Source organism: Ruminococcus intestinalis, assembly GCF_014288065.1.
Classification (GTDB): Bacteria; Bacillota; Clostridia; order Oscillospirales; family Acutalibacteraceae; genus Ruminococcoides; species Ruminococcoides intestinale_A.
On the sequence record NZ_JACOPS010000002.1, the window covers coordinates 284462 to 300196 of the forward strand.

Annotated in this window: 18 protein-coding genes and 1 pseudogene; 18 read left to right on the forward strand and 1 reads right to left on the reverse strand. The window is 41.6% G+C overall.

Annotated elements, in window-relative coordinates; genetic code table 11:
• Window positions 1–91 precede the first annotated feature (91 nt).
• From H8R91_RS05515 to H8R91_RS05530, 4 genes are all read left to right on the forward strand, one after another.
• On the forward strand, window positions 92–1900 hold the full coding sequence (locus tag H8R91_RS05515; RefSeq protein ID WP_186935195.1) for an ABC transporter ATP-binding protein: 1809 nt from the start codon (window positions 92–94) through the stop codon (window positions 1898–1900).
• Window positions 1893–3641, forward strand: a complete 1749-nt coding sequence (locus tag H8R91_RS05520) for an ABC transporter ATP-binding protein (protein WP_178877570.1) — start codon at window positions 1893–1895, stop codon at window positions 3639–3641. Before H8R91_RS05515 ends, H8R91_RS05520 begins: the two co-directional genes overlap by 8 nt.
• A gap of 16 nt (window positions 3642–3657) precedes the next feature.
• Window positions 3658–4032 (forward strand): metal-dependent transcriptional regulator, encoded by a 375-nt coding sequence (locus H8R91_RS05525; protein ID WP_186935196.1) that lies wholly within the window; start codon window positions 3658–3660, stop codon window positions 4030–4032.
• Between the two features lie 466 nt (window positions 4033–4498).
• The gene (locus H8R91_RS05530) at window positions 4499–4924 is read left to right on the forward strand and encodes an RNA polymerase sigma factor (protein ID WP_186935197.1); all 426 of its coding nucleotides are present in this window, start codon (window positions 4499–4501) and stop codon (window positions 4922–4924) included.
• A 59-nt stretch (window positions 4925–4983) separates the two neighbouring features.
• Here H8R91_RS05530 and H8R91_RS05535 read toward each other — a convergent pair whose 3' ends face one another.
• Window positions 4984–5358 (reverse strand): helix-turn-helix domain-containing protein, encoded by a 375-nt coding sequence (locus tag H8R91_RS05535; protein WP_004797313.1) that lies wholly within the window; start codon window positions 5356–5358, stop codon window positions 4984–4986.
• A 654-nt stretch (window positions 5359–6012) separates the two neighbouring features.
• On the opposite strand from H8R91_RS05535, the gene H8R91_RS05540 reads away from it, so the two are divergent.
• The 14 genes and pseudogenes from H8R91_RS05540 to H8R91_RS05605 all read left to right on the forward strand — a co-directional run bounded on the left by H8R91_RS05540 (window position 6013) and on the right by H8R91_RS05605 (window position 15719).
• A complete protein-coding gene (locus tag H8R91_RS05540; RefSeq protein WP_002576184.1) occupies window positions 6013–6363 on the forward strand; it encodes a type II toxin-antitoxin system PemK/MazF family toxin in 351 nt (116 codons plus the stop codon).
• A gap of 79 nt (window positions 6364–6442) precedes the next feature.
• A complete protein-coding gene (locus H8R91_RS05545) occupies window positions 6443–6604 on the forward strand; it encodes a hypothetical protein (protein ID WP_171905590.1) in 162 nt (53 codons plus the stop codon).
• A 55-nt stretch (window positions 6605–6659) separates the two neighbouring features.
• Window positions 6660–8336, forward strand: a complete 1677-nt coding sequence (locus tag H8R91_RS05550; protein WP_186935198.1) for a recombinase family protein — start codon at window positions 6660–6662, stop codon at window positions 8334–8336.
• 120 nt (window positions 8337–8456) lie between these two features.
• Window positions 8457–8708, forward strand: a complete 252-nt coding sequence (locus H8R91_RS05555; RefSeq protein WP_186935199.1) for a GIY-YIG nuclease family protein — start codon at window positions 8457–8459, stop codon at window positions 8706–8708.
• Window positions 8709–9311: 603 nt separating this feature from the next.
• Window positions 9312–9740 carry a GNAT family N-acetyltransferase gene (locus H8R91_RS05560; protein ID WP_186935200.1) on the forward strand — a complete coding sequence of 143 codons (429 nt, stop codon included), beginning with the start codon at window positions 9312–9314 and terminating at the stop codon, window positions 9738–9740.
• A 533-nt stretch (window positions 9741–10273) separates the two neighbouring features.
• Window positions 10274–10453 (forward strand): hypothetical protein, encoded by a 180-nt coding sequence (locus H8R91_RS05565; protein ID WP_022233904.1) that lies wholly within the window; start codon window positions 10274–10276, stop codon window positions 10451–10453.
• A 226-nt stretch (window positions 10454–10679) separates the two neighbouring features.
• The gene (locus H8R91_RS12405) at window positions 10680–10805 is read left to right on the forward strand and encodes a hypothetical protein (RefSeq protein ID WP_333780949.1); all 126 of its coding nucleotides are present in this window, start codon (window positions 10680–10682) and stop codon (window positions 10803–10805) included.
• On the forward strand, window positions 10762–10968 hold the full coding sequence (locus H8R91_RS05575) for a hypothetical protein (RefSeq protein ID WP_186935201.1): 207 nt from the start codon (window positions 10762–10764) through the stop codon (window positions 10966–10968). Before H8R91_RS12405 ends, H8R91_RS05575 begins: the two co-directional genes overlap by 44 nt.
• A 77-nt stretch (window positions 10969–11045) precedes the next feature.
• Window positions 11046–11273, forward strand: coding sequence for a helix-turn-helix domain-containing protein (locus H8R91_RS12275; protein WP_295026333.1), 228 nt, complete (start codon window positions 11046–11048; stop codon window positions 11271–11273).
• Between the two features lie 273 nt (window positions 11274–11546).
• Complete coding sequence (locus H8R91_RS05585; protein ID WP_432767110.1) at window positions 11547–12893, forward strand: citrate/2-methylcitrate synthase; 1347 nt, start codon at window positions 11547–11549, stop codon at window positions 12891–12893.
• Window position 12894: 1 nt separating this feature from the next.
• A complete protein-coding gene (locus tag H8R91_RS05590) occupies window positions 12895–13320 on the forward strand; it encodes a MarR family winged helix-turn-helix transcriptional regulator (RefSeq protein WP_186935203.1) in 426 nt (141 codons plus the stop codon).
• A 137-nt stretch (window positions 13321–13457) separates the two neighbouring features.
• Window positions 13458–13868 (forward strand): annotated as a pseudogene (locus H8R91_RS05595) (phospholipase D-like domain-containing protein); the annotation flags it as partial.
• A 97-nt stretch (window positions 13869–13965) separates the two neighbouring features.
• A complete protein-coding gene (locus H8R91_RS05600; protein ID WP_186935204.1) occupies window positions 13966–14676 on the forward strand; it encodes a response regulator transcription factor in 711 nt (236 codons plus the stop codon).
• Window positions 14676–15719, forward strand: a complete 1044-nt coding sequence (locus tag H8R91_RS05605; RefSeq protein WP_186935205.1) for a HAMP domain-containing sensor histidine kinase — start codon at window positions 14676–14678, stop codon at window positions 15717–15719. The genes H8R91_RS05600 and H8R91_RS05605 overlap by 1 nt, the downstream gene beginning before the upstream one ends.
• Window positions 15720–15735 lie beyond the last annotated feature (16 nt).

A 15735-nucleotide genomic window follows, 5' to 3' on the forward strand; every position in this document is an offset into this window, starting at 1 on the left:
TATGGAGTGGCAGAAACAACTGAATGATTTTATGATAATAGACGGGTTATAAAATGCTAACCCGTCTATTATTGCGAAAGGAGACTTGCTTATGGAGAAGCAAAAAAATGGAGAACTGTCCAGAATGTTCGGATATGCAGGGAAATTCCATGTTTTGACTGTTTTAGGATGTGTTCTCTCCGGAATCAGTACCATTTTATCTATGCTGCCTTTTGTTTGCATTTGGCTCGTCATCCGCGATTTAATCCACGCTTTTGCTGCCGGGGATATATCTCTTGCAACGGGGAGCGCCCATTATGCGTGGATGGCGGTTGTGTTTGCAGCGGCAAGTATTTTAATTTATTTTATTGCCCTGAACTGTACTCATCTGGCGGCGTTTCGTACAGCCACCAATATGAGAAAATCTGCAATTCATCATATCGTGACGCTGCCGTTGGGGTATTTCAGCCAAAATGCAAGCGGACGGCTCAGAAACATCATTGATGATAATGCAGGGCTTACAGAAGGATTTCTGGCCCATCAGCTTCCCGATCTGACCGGAGCCGCAGTTATGCCGGTTGCCGTTATTATTTTGATTTTCCTTTTTGACTGGCGGCTGGGAATTTGCTGCCTGATACCTATGGGAATCAGTGTCATCTTTCTCAAACAGATGATGGGCGGAGATAATGCGCAGTTTATGGGCAAGTATATGACTGCACTGGAAACAATGAATAAAGAAGCTGTGGAATATATTCGCGGTATTCCTGTTGTAAAAGTATTTCAGCAAACTATTTATTCCTTCAAAAATTTTCACGATGCAATAGAAGAATACGAAAAATTTGCTTCCGGGTATGCCTTAAAATGCCGTATTCCTCTTACGGGATTTACAGTAACACTGAACGGCACATTTGTTTTACTTATTCCAGTCGCCATGTTTATTTTGTCCGGGGTCAGCGGCCAGGCGGCTTATGAAAATGTTGTGCTGGATTTTCTGTTTTACAGTTTGTTTACTCCGGTCTGTGCAACTATGATGAACCGTATCATGTTTGCCAGCGAGCAGCTTATGGCGGCTAAAAGTGCAGTCAGCCGGGTGGATGAAATTTTGCAGGAAAAGCCCTTGAAGGAGCCGGAACATCCCCTGATCCCGGCAGATGCTTCGATTGTGTTTTCAGATGTTTCCTTCGCCTATCCAGGGGCCAAAGAGAAGGCCTTAGACCATATCAGCTTTGAGGTTCCGACAGGAAAAACAGTGGCGCTTGTTGGTGCCTCCGGCAGCGGTAAAAGTACAGCGGCAAGCCTCATTCCCCGATTTTATGATGTTCAGTCAGGTTCCGTTACGATTGGCGGCGTGGATGTACGCAATATTGAGAAGCAGGAACTGATGAAAAGAGTTGCTTTCGTGTTTCAGAATACCTGTCTGTTCAAGGACACCTTGCTGAATAATATTAAGGCGGCCCGCCCGGACGCTACCAGGGAAGAAGTCCTGAAAGCGGCTGATGAAGCACAATGCAAAGATATTATTGACCGCCTCCCGGATGGGCTTGATACGCTCGTTGGAACAGGAGGCACATATCTCTCAGGAGGTGAAAATCAAAGAATTGCTCTTGCAAGGGCAATTTTAAAAGACGCCCCTATTATTGTACTGGATGAAGCCACAGCATTTGCAGATGCCGAAAATGAACATCAGATACAGCTCGCTTTTGAGCGGCTGACCCAAAACAAAACGGTTATGATGATTGCCCACCGGCTCTCTACGATACAAGACGCAGACCTTATCCTGGTGTTCAAGGAGGGGCAGATTGCAGAAAGAGGTACGCATGAAGAATTGGTAGCCTTAAATGGTATTTATTCTTCTATGTGGAAGGATTACCAGACCTCGATTGCCTGGAAGGTCGGAAAGGAGGATGAGCAGCATGATTAAGGCGTTAAAAAAGAAGTATGCGTTAAGCGATCAGGGTGCAAAAGACCTGTTAAAAGGGATCGTTTATTCGGTGCTGGCCAATATCAGCCTTATGTTTCCTGTTATTCTTCTGGCTATCGTCCTCAATCAGCTTCTTGCGCCTGTTTTGGGAGCGAGTGCGCCAGAGATCAGTGCCGCCGTTTACACTGTGATTGGAATTGTGATTTTAGCTGTTGTTTTTATTTTTCATTATTGCCAGTACACCGCGACATATCTCGGAACGTATGATGAAAGCGCAAGGCGGCGTATCGGGCTTGCGGAAAAATTGCGTACCCTTCCGCTGACCTTCTTCCACCAGCGTGATCTTGCTGACCTGACAAGCACAATTATGGGCGACTGTGCAAACTTTGAACACGCATTTTCTCATACGGTTCCACAATTCTTTGGAGCAGTTATCTCTACGGGGATTGTTTGTATCGGCCTGCTGATTTTCAACTGGCAAATGGGTTTGGCTCTTCTTTGGGTAGCTCCGATTTCATTTGCAATCGTTATTCTGTCACGGAAATGGCAGGAAAAACTCAGCAAAAAGCACATGAACGCAAGACTGGAGCTTGCAGAAGGCATTCAGGAATGTTTGGAAACCGTACAGGATATAAAGGCTTGCAATCAGGAAGAAGATTATCTTCGCAAATTGGACGCAAAGATGGATGCTGCGGAAAAAGCACAGATTTCATCCGAAATGACAACGGCAAGTCTGCTGACAACCGGCCAGATGTTTTTACGGCTCGGTTTGGCAACGGTGATTGTAGTAGGTAATAGTCTTGTGGTAAGTGGAGATACCTCTCTGTTTACCTATATTCTGTTTTTGATTGCTGCCTCCCGCCTGTACGATCCGCTTTCCGGGGCGATGTCAAATATGGCAGAGCTGTTTTCTGTACAGCTTCAGGTGAACCGTTTGAAAGAAATAGAGGAATACCCGGAAGAAACCGGTGAGAAGAATATCCATACAAACGGGTACGATATTACATTCGATCATGTCCAGTTTTCTTACGAAAAGGGCAAACCGGTACTGAGGGATGTTTCGTTTACTGCAAAACAGGGACAGGTCACTGCATTGGTTGGCCCGTCCGGCGGCGGCAAAAGTACAGTCGCAAAACTGGCAGCCAAATTTTATCCTCTGGACGGAGGAAGAATACTGTTGGGCGGAACCGATATTGCTCCGCTAAATTCAACCATGTTGATGAAAAACTTCTCTATCGTTTTTCAAGATGTTGTGCTGTTTAATAACACCATCATGGAAAATATTCGTGTCGGTAAAAAGGACGCAACGGATGAAGAAGTGATTGCCGCAGCTAAAGCAGCGCAGTGTGATGAATTTATTTCAAAATTGTCGGACGGCTATCAGACGGTGATCGGAGAAAATGGTTCAACACTATCTGGCGGTGAGTGCCAGCGCCTTTCTATCGCACGTGCTCTTTTGAAAGACGCTCCTGTTATTCTTCTGGATGAAGCTACTGCTTCTCTTGATGTAGATAACGAAACTGAAATTCAAAACGCAATATCCAGGCTGGTAAAAGGCAAGACAGTTCTTATAATCGCTCACAGAATGAGGACGGTGGAAGCTGCCGATAACATCGTTGTATTGTCAGATGGTATTGTAGCCGAAAACGGAACTCACGAAGAACTTATGAAAGAAAATGGCCTCTATCATAGGCTGGTCGATTTGCAGACAGCTTCTGCAAATTGGAAGTTAAGCGTTTAATTCATAAAAGGTACTGATGAAACTTCATGCGTCCGGGGAGGACTACCTGGAAACCATCCTTGTTCTCCAAAAGAAACTCGGTATGGTACGCTCCGTAGATGTGGCCCGGCACATGGAGATGTCAAAGCCCAGCGTGTGCCATGCAGTGGCTACCTTACGGGACGGCGACTTTCTTACAATGGACGAAGATCACTTTCTCCATCTGACCGATGTGGGCCGCGAGGTTGCCGAAAAAATCTACGAGCGCCATTGCTTTTTTACCGAGCAGCTTATCATCGCCGCAGGCGTTGACCCAAAAACTGCGGAGGCCGACGCCCGCCGGATTGAACACATCATCAGCGATGAGAGCTTTTCGCGGCTGAAAGAGGCAGCCGCACAAGAGCAAGAATAAACCGAATAAGCCAAGCGATCCTGCCCCGCCAGACGGGGAAAGAAAAAAACCGTTGCAGGGCAGGTAGCTTCGTGCGCCCATAATGGATTTTCAGGGTACTGCGGCGGTTTTGAGTAACATCAAGGCCGCCGTTCCTTATGCCCTCGACAAAGGAGTGACGACTACACGCTGACACGGCGGCTTTAGGAGGGAGCCGCCGTGAAGCAAAGACCGCTTCGACATAATTCGGCAGGAATTTACCTGTCAAAAAAAGCCTGACCGTCAATCGGCCCCCATCTGTTTATGAACAGGCACTATCGTGGCTGGTCCATAAGCGTCATAAGTCCTCTTTTAGCAGCGCCAGCCGCCGTTCTTCGGATGCTGGCGCTTTTGTTTGTCGTTTTTTCGGGAATTTCCCCGAAAGGTGTCGCTCACCGCCTTCATTTCGGTTCACCCGTCAACCCGTGAATCGAAATGGAGGTACATAATGCAGAAGATCAATCTTCGGGAACTGTATCCCGATGTGTATAAAACCGATGTCTTTGTAGACGTGGCCGAGGAAATCGTGGCCGCGATCCGGGGCCAGGAGCAGGACGATGCCGCCTATGAACGCCGGAAGTTCCGGCACAAGGCTCACTACTCTCTGAACCGGGAGGATGGCATTGAAAACGATGCCCTCAACCGGTCACTCACCCCGGAGGAAGTCCTGGAGCAGAAGCTGCTGCGGGAGGAAGTGTATGCCGCGCTGATGCAGCTGACCGCCATCCAGGCCCGGCGTATCTACGCCCGGTTTTACCTGGGCATGACGGTGGCCGAGATCGCCCGGATCGAGGGGGCTGACCGCCGCCGCGTGTGGGAGAGCATCCGGCGCGGATTGAAGAAGCTGGCGCGGTTGCTGGATACGGCCCAATAACCTGACCGCCGCATAGCGGCAAAAAGAGAGCCGGTGGGGGTTTTTATTCCTCCACCGGCTTACTTATTCTCTAAATGTTCATCTGGGTCAACCCCAGCCGTCTGCACCATCTCTTTTAGCTCATCAGTCAACGCACGGGTCGAGTTTAACAGCACTTTTCTGGCAGCCGGAGGGCACGAAAGGTAAAGCTGCCGCATATCGTTGGCGGCTTGCTCATCTTCAGGCAGATCGAGATTCATCAGGGAATCTAAAGATAAATTCAAGACTTTGCAAAAAGCGCGCAGAACCTCAAAAGAAGGATTCTTCACCCCTCTTTCGCAGCCTTGAACGTGCTTTAGAGAAACGTGGCTCAGATCTGCGAGTTCCTGCTGCGTCAATCCTTTTTCCTTACGCGCTTTTTGTATCCTTCGTCCCAGCTCTTTTATCAGTTCCATAGGCACTATCGTCTCCTTTATCATATTTTATCGTGCCCATTTCCTTGCAGGAAGAACCTCATAAAAGGCGTTTTTGAGTACGATAGTACCTATTTTGTTGTGCTTGTAAGGAGATTGCGCTGTCCGCAGCTTCTATGAAGGGACAAGGCAAAATATTTTTTCAAATAAATCGCAGTACAGACAGGACAAATCGCCTGTTTTTGTCATGGCTGTCAAGAAGGAGCTTTTCTTTCGCTGACCTTTGACAACTGAATACACGGCAGAACAGGTACATAACCCGCGCATGAGCGAGTGCAGGACGCCGCGAAGATGGAGCAGCCAGGAGGTGATGGACAAGCTGTTTCGGAGCGATCAACGTCCCTGCGACCCGGATGGTGGCACATCCGGCGCGATGAGGGCGCGGGGGCTTAAAGATACTTCCTCACGGCCCGCCAAAGACTTGGGGGGAACCCTGCGGCACACGATACGAACGATGCTGCGGAGTTATGACAGCCGCGCCAGCGGAGACCTGTTGTGTTCCCATCGTCAGGGGGCGTGGCAAATATGACGAGTAATCCGAACAGAATAACAGTAGCCGCACCAGGTTTTTATCCGAAGATTTCTTTCAGACTGGTGCGGCTGTTTAAGTATTAAGATATTAAGGAGGCGAGAGTGATGTTTGAAAAATTCCATCGAGGTGACATATATTCGGCTGATTTAAGCCCTGGTATCGGCTCCGAACAAAGTGGCTCTCGTCCTGTACTCATTCTTCAAAACAACGTGGGAAATTGTTTCAGTCCTACGATTATTATTGCAGCAATTACCAGTGTAAGCAAAAAAAGCAGAAAGTTCCCCACGCATTACCACTTAAATGACAGATGCGGTTTGGTGAAACCATCTGTTGTTATGCTGGAACAGATCAGAACAATCGACAAGTCGAGGTTAAAAAACTATATTGGTCATCTAAACAAGGATGACATGGAAAACATAAACAAGACGCTCTTGTGCAGTCTGGGGATTACATAAAAGTGCCGAAAGGCCGTATCATTTTCAGGCTGTGCAAGTAGAGTTATAATTTCGTTAGGAATTGCGGAGGTGATTCTGAATGGAGAATATCCAGCATAAAAGCGCATTGATTCCTTCAGATGAAATCCGGTCAGAAGAACTTCTGGCGGAACAAAAATTTGAAGCGTTTATCACTTCGCTGGCACATATCATCGAGAAATATGGTATGAGAGTGCTGGGCGAGGTTGACGGAGCTGCGTGAGAATCGCAGCTTTACATAGGATATTTTCCAAAAGTAAATTTTGGAGGTATGAATTATGAACCGATATGGAAAACGCTGTGTTTTGTATCCGAGGGTCAGCACAGAGATGCAAGTGGACGGATACAGCCTGGAAGGTCAAAAAAATATGCTGACACGATTTGCGGATCGTGAGGAAATGATCGTTGTTGATACTTATGAAGATGCCGGTAAATCCGGTAAATCCATTGAGGGACGGCCTGCCTTTCAAAAAATGCTCAGAGATATTGAGGATGGCTTGGACATTGACTATATTTTAGTGTATAAGCTGTCACGGTTTGGCCGTAATGCAGCAGATATACTTAACTCTTTGGAGTTGGTTCAATCTTATGGTGTAAATCTGATTTGTATAGAAGAAGGGATTGATTCCTCTCAGACAAGCGGAAAACTTTTGATTTCTGTACTATCTGCTGTGGCTGAGATTGAGCGTGAGAATATTATCGAGCAGACGATGAACGGGCGGCGCGAAAAGGCACGGCAGGGTGGATGGAATGGTGGCTTTGCTCCCTACGGATATACACTGGAAGATAACAAGCTGATGATTGAAGAAACAGAGGCTGTGGCAATACGGAAGATTTTTGAATTATATACTTCATCGGAAATCGGTTTGGGTGGTATTGCGAATCAGTTGAACTTACAAGGCATACGGAAAATTCCGAGGCAGAATGGCACATTAGAGGATTGGACAGGACATTTTATTAAACTGATATTGGATAACCCGGTTTATTGCGGTAAAATTGCTTATGGACGGAGAACGAAGGAAAAAGTCAAAGGCACAAAAAACGATTACCAGATGAAAAGAAATGACGATTACATTCTGACAGAGGGACAGCATAAAGGAATCGTTAGTGAGGAGGTATGGGAAAAGGCTCATGCCAAGCGTCTTAGAACCGGAGTAAAGCAACCGTCAAAAATTGGGCGGGATCGAGTTCATTTGTTATCCGGTCTGCTGAAATGCCCGGTTTGTGGAAGTCCCATGTATACGAATAAACACGCATGGACAAATAAAGATGGCACTTACAAAGAAATTTACTATTATGTATGTAGTCGGAATAGGATGGTCCGGGGTAAGCATTGTGAATATAAGGCAATGCTGAAAAAGACCGATATTGAACCGATGGTCATTGAGGCAATTCGTGAGATCGTAAGGAATGAGGAATATGCCCAGGCCATTAAAAAACGGATTGGCGTTCAGATTGACACGAAAGCAGTGGATAAAGAACTGGAGGGTTATCAGGCAAAGCTGAAGGAAGTTGATCTGAATAAAACAAGATTGGAACGGGAAATTGACAGTCTCCCTGCTGATGCAAAATATCGGGAACGAAAGCTCCATGATATGACCTTGCGGTTAGATTCCCTATATGATGTCATTGTTGAGCTGGAGGAAAAAATCGAAGATGCCAGACTTCGGCGAGATGCAATTAAGCAGCAGGCAATTACTCTTGAGAATATTTACAAAATCATGGTGAATTTCGACTGCGTTTATAATATAATAAATGACGAAGAAAAGAGAAATGTGGTCACAGCCTTGATTAAAGAAATTGAAATTTACAGGAATGACGAGTCTGAATATCCGCTAAAGCGGATTGGTCTGAATTTTCCGGTGTTCAAGGATGGCGGGGAAGTTACGGAGCTTTTGTGGGAAAAAGGTAATACCGTTGAGTGCGTGGTGGTGATGTCAAGGAAAGAGGAGTAAATCGGGATAGGTGGCTTAACGGTGTGGTTTGTGCGTATTGGTCAGGCTGTGCTGTTTTGGCAGGTTGGCTTTGATTTGGATACAAATAAGGGAATGCAGACAGCACACTAGGAGAAACGAATGGATAGATTTTCAGAGAAGAGTCTTCTTTCACTCGGAGATCATTATGTGTATGGACTCATAGATCCACGCAGTAAGCAAATTTTCTATATTGGAAAAGGCACTAAAAGCAGAGTGTTCTTCGTGGATGAAAGATATGAGCAGGGATTTCCGTTGGATGAGAATGAAACATTCTACATTGGAAAGTCGATAGCCAGACTGAAGTTGAATCAGTCGGCACAGAATCCGATTACATATCTGAATCCACGATAGAGAGATAAATTTCATATTTAATGAAATTGACAAATCGGAATTTACGGAGGAAAATAGTAATGGCACTGTTCTTACTGATTACATATATAGTAATTTTTACATTTCAAATAATATTATTTGTGATAACCATTCGCAAGAAAACAAAAAAACTTTGGCGGATATTGTTTTCGTCAGAACTAATTCCGCTGCTTATATCCATAGGACTGATGATTTACTTTAATAATCTTCCTGGATATGGATTTATGCCAGGACTAACTTATTTGGGAGAAATATTGTTTAGTTTTGGAGCGGTTGTTTTGTACTGTATAAGTTTCCTGATTTCTATATGCAGTTATATTGCAATTTCATATAAACAAAGGAAACGCTGAATAAATCGTTTCTGTCGTTTGTTCACAGTCCTCTCAGTGACGTATTTTCGAGCGTTGCTCAAAACGGCGAAACGAATGCTTAGCATTAATCAGCTTTTTCCAAACTTAATTTGAGGTATTCCACTTGTGTGTTTATTTGAGTTCCTTGAATGAGCTTAAATATTATGTTAATATTTTAAAGAAGTTGGCGTGTAGTTGAGTAGAAAGATAAATCGGAATTTGAGGAGACAATGAAATGATTAGGAAATACGTTGCTGGTGATCTAGATTCAGTAATGCAAATATGGTTGAATACGAATATTCAGGCACATAGTTTTATATCTCAAGATTACTGGAAAAGCAACTTTGATATGGTAAAAGAAATGATTCCACTTGCAGAAATATGTGTGCATGAAGTTGACAATGCAAATCAGATAGATGGATTTATTGGATTAAATAACGACTATATTGAAGGAATCTTTATAAAAGATGTAGCACAGTCAAAGGGAACCGGAAAACAGTTATTGGATCAGGTAAAGAAAATCAAGTCCACTCTAAAATTGAACGTTTATCAAAAAAATGAGAGAGCAATTCAATTTTATCTGCGAGAAGAATTTAGTATCCAATCTGAATGTGTAGATGATAATACGGGAGAAAAGGAATTTACAATGGTATGGAAGTGCTAAATTCCAGTTTGTAGGGATGACATGAAAAATGAAGTTTAAGGAACAGAGCTTTCCCTGTTTGCCTATACAAATGATAGAGCAATTCAAGGTTATCACAGGCTCAAACCACTAGATTTTAAGAGAAAAGGTGCGTTCTACCATTCCCTTGTACAATAGGGGTTGAGTATGTTTTTCGTTGAACAACCGAGCCATATTGAAACCATAGTATTGATGTCAAGGAAATAATCAAACAATCTATAATGCGGCTTGTTTGCTGACTTTTGCAGCAGTTTAAATTATACGCACAACTGCTGCAAATGCTTGGCTGTATCTTGCGGAAACATATCCAACACAAAATTTCGTTCAGGTTGTAGCCTCGGATTAGATAATGCAAATTGAGTGAGTGGATTAGATGTCAGTGTGTTTGGAGAGAATTTTATAGGACAAAAAGCTGACAGGCAATCCTGCAATTCGACCGTTTTGAGGGGTTCATGAACAGTGAAATAGATGTTAATAGAAATTAGATAAATCGGAATTTATGGAGGATAAAGCTGATGAACAACAAAAGGATAATTATAGGAGTCACTATTGGAATAATCGCAGCAATACTTTGGAGCGTTGTTTTTATAAATGTCTTAAATAGCATGGCTGGAATTGGAATCGGAATATGTCTGGGTATATCTTTTGGTATATCTGGCAGTCTTATTTTTTCAAAAAAAGATAAAGATAAATGATGATACAACTTCCAGTTTGCCAACTTGCCCTTTGAGAAGAGAATTTTACAAAAGAAGTGTTCTCTATGTTCTCAGGCGAGAAAGTTCTTGAAGATTTACGGTGTGATAACACCCTGATGAAAACAATGGTTGACCGCTTCGGAGAAGATGTGACAACCTTGCGTATGATATTACGTCTTTCAGAGTACAGACCGAAGTATCAGCCAGTCCAACCTTTTTCGGTTGGGTGTTTGGCTTTAATGGCAAGGTACAGATACTTGCACCGGAAAGTGTAAAAGAACAGTACAGACAGATGATTGCACAAGCCGATGAGGGTATGCAGGAAAAAGAAAACAAAGGACAGGAAATCTAACACTCCAAAGCATACGATGTCAAGAAACGGCAGAATCTTCCCGCAAAGCTCGCAGCATGAATATGCCAAGGGCGTGGAGTTTGAAGTTTATCCGTCTGCGGATACAACCGCCCCAAACTATCGTTGTGAAATTTGGGTAGCCGTGAACGAAAAAGCCAAGTAATAAGGACAGCAACTGCGAGTTGCTTGTTTGAGATAATGCGTGAGACTATAATAAAGGTGTAAGGAAGGTACTGCATAGTGGATACAAAACAGGTTATACTTGAACTTCGTACTCAAAAGGGAATGTCGCAGGATGAGCTTGCAGAAAAAGTTTTTGTAAGTCGTCAGGCAGTTGTGGAAATAAAAAATGATCTGATAAGAACGATGGGAGAATGTCGTGATGTGACAGACCAATATCAAACCGAACGAAGTGCATATTTGCGACTGGGACAATTATTTATGAGATTATTTGCTGGATTGCTATAAGAGTCTGATGAAACGACATTTTAAAAAACAGTTGATTTAGAAGTTAACTGTTTTTGGAAGGCCGTTTTTGCTATATCTAACAGTCTGTTGTACAAAGAAGATTTTGCATGGATGAAAAAAACAAACCTTGTTGAGGTTAAATTGAGTTTTCCATTGTATTGTATTGCTAATGAATAAGAATAAGAAAAAGAACAGACAATGCTGAATACTCTGGAAACAAGAATATCTGAGTATAGTATGTAAGTTCGTAACAGAATGAAAGGAGCGATTCAAATGAGCAATTTGGAAAATTATATGAAACAGCAAGCAATTTTTTGCGAACAAAATGATAGCATTAGTAAGAATCTGTATTCAGAGTATGGTGTAAAAAGAGGCTTACGAGATGAAAAAGGCCAAGGTGTGTTGACGGGGCTTACAAATATTTCTGATATAAAAGCTTTTGAATATCGTGATGGAGTAAAGAGCCCATGTGATGGCGAGTTATCTTATCGTGGTTATAATATAAAAGATTTAGTAACAGGAGGTAAAGGAAAAAGGTTTGTCTTTGAAGAAGGAGCATATCTTCTTTTATTCGGAGAATTGCCAACTGATACACAGTTAATGGAATTTCAGGGAAGACTATCTGATTGTATGGAACTACCGACTAACTTTACCAGAGATGTCATTATGAAAGCACCTACATCAGATATTATGGGTTCTATGACTCGAAGTATTCTTACATTGGGCTCTTACGATAAGGAGAAAGAAAGTCTTGAAATTCCGAATGTGCTAAGGCAGAGTATGCAGTTGATCGCAGTATTTCCTATGTTAGCAGTATATGCATACCATGCTTATTGTCATTATGAAAAAAACGAAAGTATGTATATTCATAGACCTGAAAAAGATTTATCTATTGCTGAAAATTTCCTGCGCCTATTAAGACCAGATACAAAATTCACAGAACTGGAAGCAAGAGTACTGGATATAGCATTATTGTTACATATGGAACATGGTGGTGGTAACAATTCTACATTTACTACACGGGTAGTAACATCTTCAGGTTCAGATACTTATTCTGTTATTTCAGCAGCAATGTCATCCTTAAAAGGGAAAAAACATGGCGGTGCAAATCTGATGGTAATGAATATGATGGATGATATTAAAAGTCATGTGAAAGATTATGAAGACGAAGAGGAAATTACATCATATCTGAGTAAGATTTTGAAGAAAGAGGCGTTTGATCAGAAAGGACTTATTTATGGAATGGGACATGCTGTGTATTCTATTTCAGATCCGAGAGAAAGGGTGTTCAAAGGCTTTGTAGAACAACTCGCAAGGGATAAAGGACGTGAGAAAGATATGGCCCTTTATAACAATATTGAGAAGATTGCACCTAAGTTGATTGCAAAGCAGCGTCAGATATTCAAAGGAGTAAGTCCTAATATAGATTTCTATAGTGGTTTTGTGTATGATATGTTGAATATTCCAAGAGAATTGTACACGCCATTATTTGCGATAGCAAGAATTGCTGGTTGGAGTGCACATCGCCTGGAAGAATTGATAACTACAGATAAGATCATTCGACCGGCATATAAGAGTCTAGTCAGCAAAAAAGAATATATAGAAAGAGAGGAACGATAATATGGGAGCAGGAACCAGTGCAGAGGAGTTTTTTTTAAAGAGCGTCAATGTTGAAAGCATATTTGAATTTATTGAAAGAACAGATTATTTGTTCCTTTATAGTATAAAGGAATGTGTTGAAAAATCAGACTGTCATGAAAGAGTATATCTTTCAGAAGTGGCAGAATACATGAAATTATCGATTCCAGAAACATCTAAGATGGTAAAAAGTCTTGAAAATAAAGGATATATTATCTGGAAATTAGATGAAAAAAAAGAAAGAACATACCTGGTTTTGACGAACAAGGCAATTGAATTAAGTAATTGTCAGAAAGAAAAAATGATAGAAGCTTATGAAAAAATCATATCGAATATACAAGAAGATGACCTGGCAGTTACACAGTGTACATTGAGAAAAATCCGACAGCTTATGGAAGAAATAAAATAGTGATTAATACAACGGAGTAAGAAAAGCTCCTTCATATATTAGAATAAAAATAAATTTTGTTGAGGTTAAATTGAGATTGACTTTGTATTGTATAAGTATGAAATAAAAAGGAATCAGGTGATGTACAATGAAAAAGTATAAAATATGTAAAATCCTTAATATATAAAATCCTTCTTGTTATACTGGCAATTTTTTTATGTGTGGCTTTTTATGAATTGCTCGGAATCTGCGTTGCATATAAAAAGCAGCCGGAAGTGTCCAATACAACCAAAAAAGAAACAAAAAATGGGTCATGGAACGAATGAAGTGAAAATACAGAACTGGCAGTAATCATAGAAAAGAATCCAGAAGCACTTTTACAAAGAGTGCGTTTGATCAAGAATGCAAAAAAGGAAATTATTCTTTCTACTTTTGCATTTCAATCCGATGAAAGTGGAAAATTGATTTTAGGAGCACTGCATGATGCGGCAGACAGAGGCGTACATATTCGTCTGTTAGTAGATGGAATGAAGAGCTGGATTGATATGAAAGAGTGTCCCGCCAGGTATTGGAAGATGGAACCTATCGTGATCCATATCATGTAGAGCCAATCGAATTAACAAAGAAACGTCAGAGAAAAATATTTTTGGTACAGCATCTGCTTGGATGGGCAAGGTATCTGTTTTAATAAGGAGGAAGGAAAACGTGTTTCAAATATTGATTGTAGAAGATGATAAAGAATTAAGCCAGCTATTCCAAAAAGTGCTTGAGAAGAATGGATATCAAGTCAAAAGTGCATCGGATGGAGCACAGGCATTAGAAGTATTGGATAAGGAATATATTGATCTGATCATTTCTGATATTATGATGCCGGTTATGGATGGCTATGAACTGGTGTCAGAACTTCGCTCAGCAGGATATCAGATACCAGTGCTTATGATCACTGCGAAAGGTTCCTTTGATGATATGCGCCAGGGATTTCTTTCGGGAAGTGACGATTATATGGTAAAACCGGTAAATGTGAATGAAATGGTTTTAAGAGTCGGAGCACTGCTTCGCCGTGCACAGATACTGAATGAACACAAAATTGTGATCGGTTCAACAGAGTTTGATTATGATGCAATGACGGTTACAACTGATAAGGAAAGTCTTGTTTTGCCTAAAAAAGAATTCCTGCTTTTATATAAGCTTGCAGCTTCGCCAGGCAGAACATTTACAAAACAACAGTTGATGGATGAAGTATGGGGATACGAGACGGAAGCAGACCCACATACGATAGAGGTACATATAGGAAGAATCAGAGAGCATTTTAAAGATAACCCTGATTTTGAAATCGTAACAATGCGTGGAATTGGATACAAGGTGGTGAAAAAATAATGGAACAAAAGAAAGAAAAAGGATTGCGGATCCGATCCTGTCTGACCGGTGCAATCTGGCTGGCACTTGTATTTTCAACAGTCATATCTGCTTTATTATTTGTTTTTTTGAATCATTTTTTTTATCTGCCGGGCAGCATACCTGTGCTTGGCTGGCTTTTGATTTTCAATACATTGATTGCAGGGCTGATCACTTCCTTTATTAATGCAAAGTTACTGGAACCAATTACCAGACTTAGTAAAGCAATGAAGGAAGTTTCTCAGGGAAATTTTGAACAGCATTTGGAAACGAACAGCCGTATAGCAGAAGTTGGAGAATCTTATCAAAGTTTTAACGTTATGACAAAAGAACTTCGTGCAACAGAGGTGCTGCAGATGAATTTTGTATCTGATGTTTCTCATGAGTTTAAGACCCCGATTAATGCCATTGAAGGATATACAATGCTGCTTCAGGGAGAAGAACTGTCTCCGGATCAAGAGAAATATGTAGAAAAAATCTTATTTAACACCCAAAGACTTTCCGGATTGGTTGGTAATATTTTGCTGTTATCCAAGTTAGAGAATCAGAATATACCAATGAAAAAAACAGAATATCGTCTGGATGAACAGATCCGCCAGGCATTTCTTTCATTGGAAACAAAATGGACAGAAAAAGAAATTGGTTTTCAGGTAGAATTGGAGGAAGTTAAATATACTGGGAATGAAGGACTTTTTATGCATATCTGGATAAATCTTTTGGATAATGCGATTAAGTTCAGCCCTTCAAAGGGGACAATTACGATGTTTCTAAAACAAGAACAGGATTCTGTTAAATTCATTCTGGAAGATGAAGGACCAGGAATAGAGGATGATGTAAAATCCAGAATATTTGACAAGTTCTATCAGGTAGATGGATCTCATAAAGCAGAAGGAAATGGCCTAGGTCTTGCACTTGTAAAACGGATTGTAGATAGTGCCGGAGGAACAATCAAAGCAGAAAACCGTGAATATGGTGGATGCAGATTTGTTATAGAGCTGCCAAAGCAGAAAGATGAGATTATATAGTTTTAAGATAAATTAG

Excerpts from the sequence above, each read along its gene's own strand:
- H8R91_RS05535 (WP_004797313.1), bottom strand. The coding sequence starts at position 5,358 with ATGGAACTGATAAAAGAGCTGGGACGAAGGATACAAAAAGCGCGTAAG.
- H8R91_RS05575 (WP_186935201.1), top strand. The coding sequence starts at position 10,762 with ATGAGGGTATGCAGGAAAAAGAAAACAAAGGACAGGAAATCTAACACT.
- H8R91_RS05590 (WP_186935203.1), top strand. The coding sequence starts at position 12,895 with ATGGGAGCAGGAACCAGTGCAGAGGAGTTTTTTTTAAAGAGCGTCAAT.
- H8R91_RS05525 (WP_186935196.1), top strand. The coding sequence starts at position 3,658 with ATGAAACTTCATGCGTCCGGGGAGGACTACCTGGAAACCATCCTTGTT.
- H8R91_RS05560 (WP_186935200.1), top strand. The coding sequence starts at position 9,312 with ATGATTAGGAAATACGTTGCTGGTGATCTAGATTCAGTAATGCAAATA.
- H8R91_RS05515 (WP_186935195.1), top strand. The coding sequence starts at position 92 with ATGGAGAAGCAAAAAAATGGAGAACTGTCCAGAATGTTCGGATATGCA.
- H8R91_RS05600 (WP_186935204.1), top strand. The coding sequence starts at position 13,966 with ATGGGCAAGGTATCTGTTTTAATAAGGAGGAAGGAAAACGTGTTTCAA.
- H8R91_RS05520 (WP_178877570.1), top strand. The coding sequence starts at position 1,893 with ATGATTAAGGCGTTAAAAAAGAAGTATGCGTTAAGCGATCAGGGTGCA.
- H8R91_RS05540 (WP_002576184.1), top strand. The coding sequence starts at position 6,013 with ATGTTTGAAAAATTCCATCGAGGTGACATATATTCGGCTGATTTAAGC.
- H8R91_RS05530 (WP_186935197.1), top strand. The coding sequence starts at position 4,499 with ATGCAGAAGATCAATCTTCGGGAACTGTATCCCGATGTGTATAAAACC.
- H8R91_RS05605 (WP_186935205.1), top strand. The coding sequence starts at position 14,676 with ATGGAACAAAAGAAAGAAAAAGGATTGCGGATCCGATCCTGTCTGACC.
- H8R91_RS05565 (WP_022233904.1), top strand. The coding sequence starts at position 10,274 with ATGAACAACAAAAGGATAATTATAGGAGTCACTATTGGAATAATCGCA.
- H8R91_RS05545 (WP_171905590.1), top strand. The coding sequence starts at position 6,443 with ATGGAGAATATCCAGCATAAAAGCGCATTGATTCCTTCAGATGAAATC.
- H8R91_RS05550 (WP_186935198.1), top strand. The coding sequence starts at position 6,660 with ATGAACCGATATGGAAAACGCTGTGTTTTGTATCCGAGGGTCAGCACA.
- H8R91_RS05585 (WP_432767110.1), top strand. The coding sequence starts at position 11,547 with ATGAGCAATTTGGAAAATTATATGAAACAGCAAGCAATTTTTTGCGAA.
- H8R91_RS05555 (WP_186935199.1), top strand. The coding sequence starts at position 8,457 with ATGGATAGATTTTCAGAGAAGAGTCTTCTTTCACTCGGAGATCATTAT.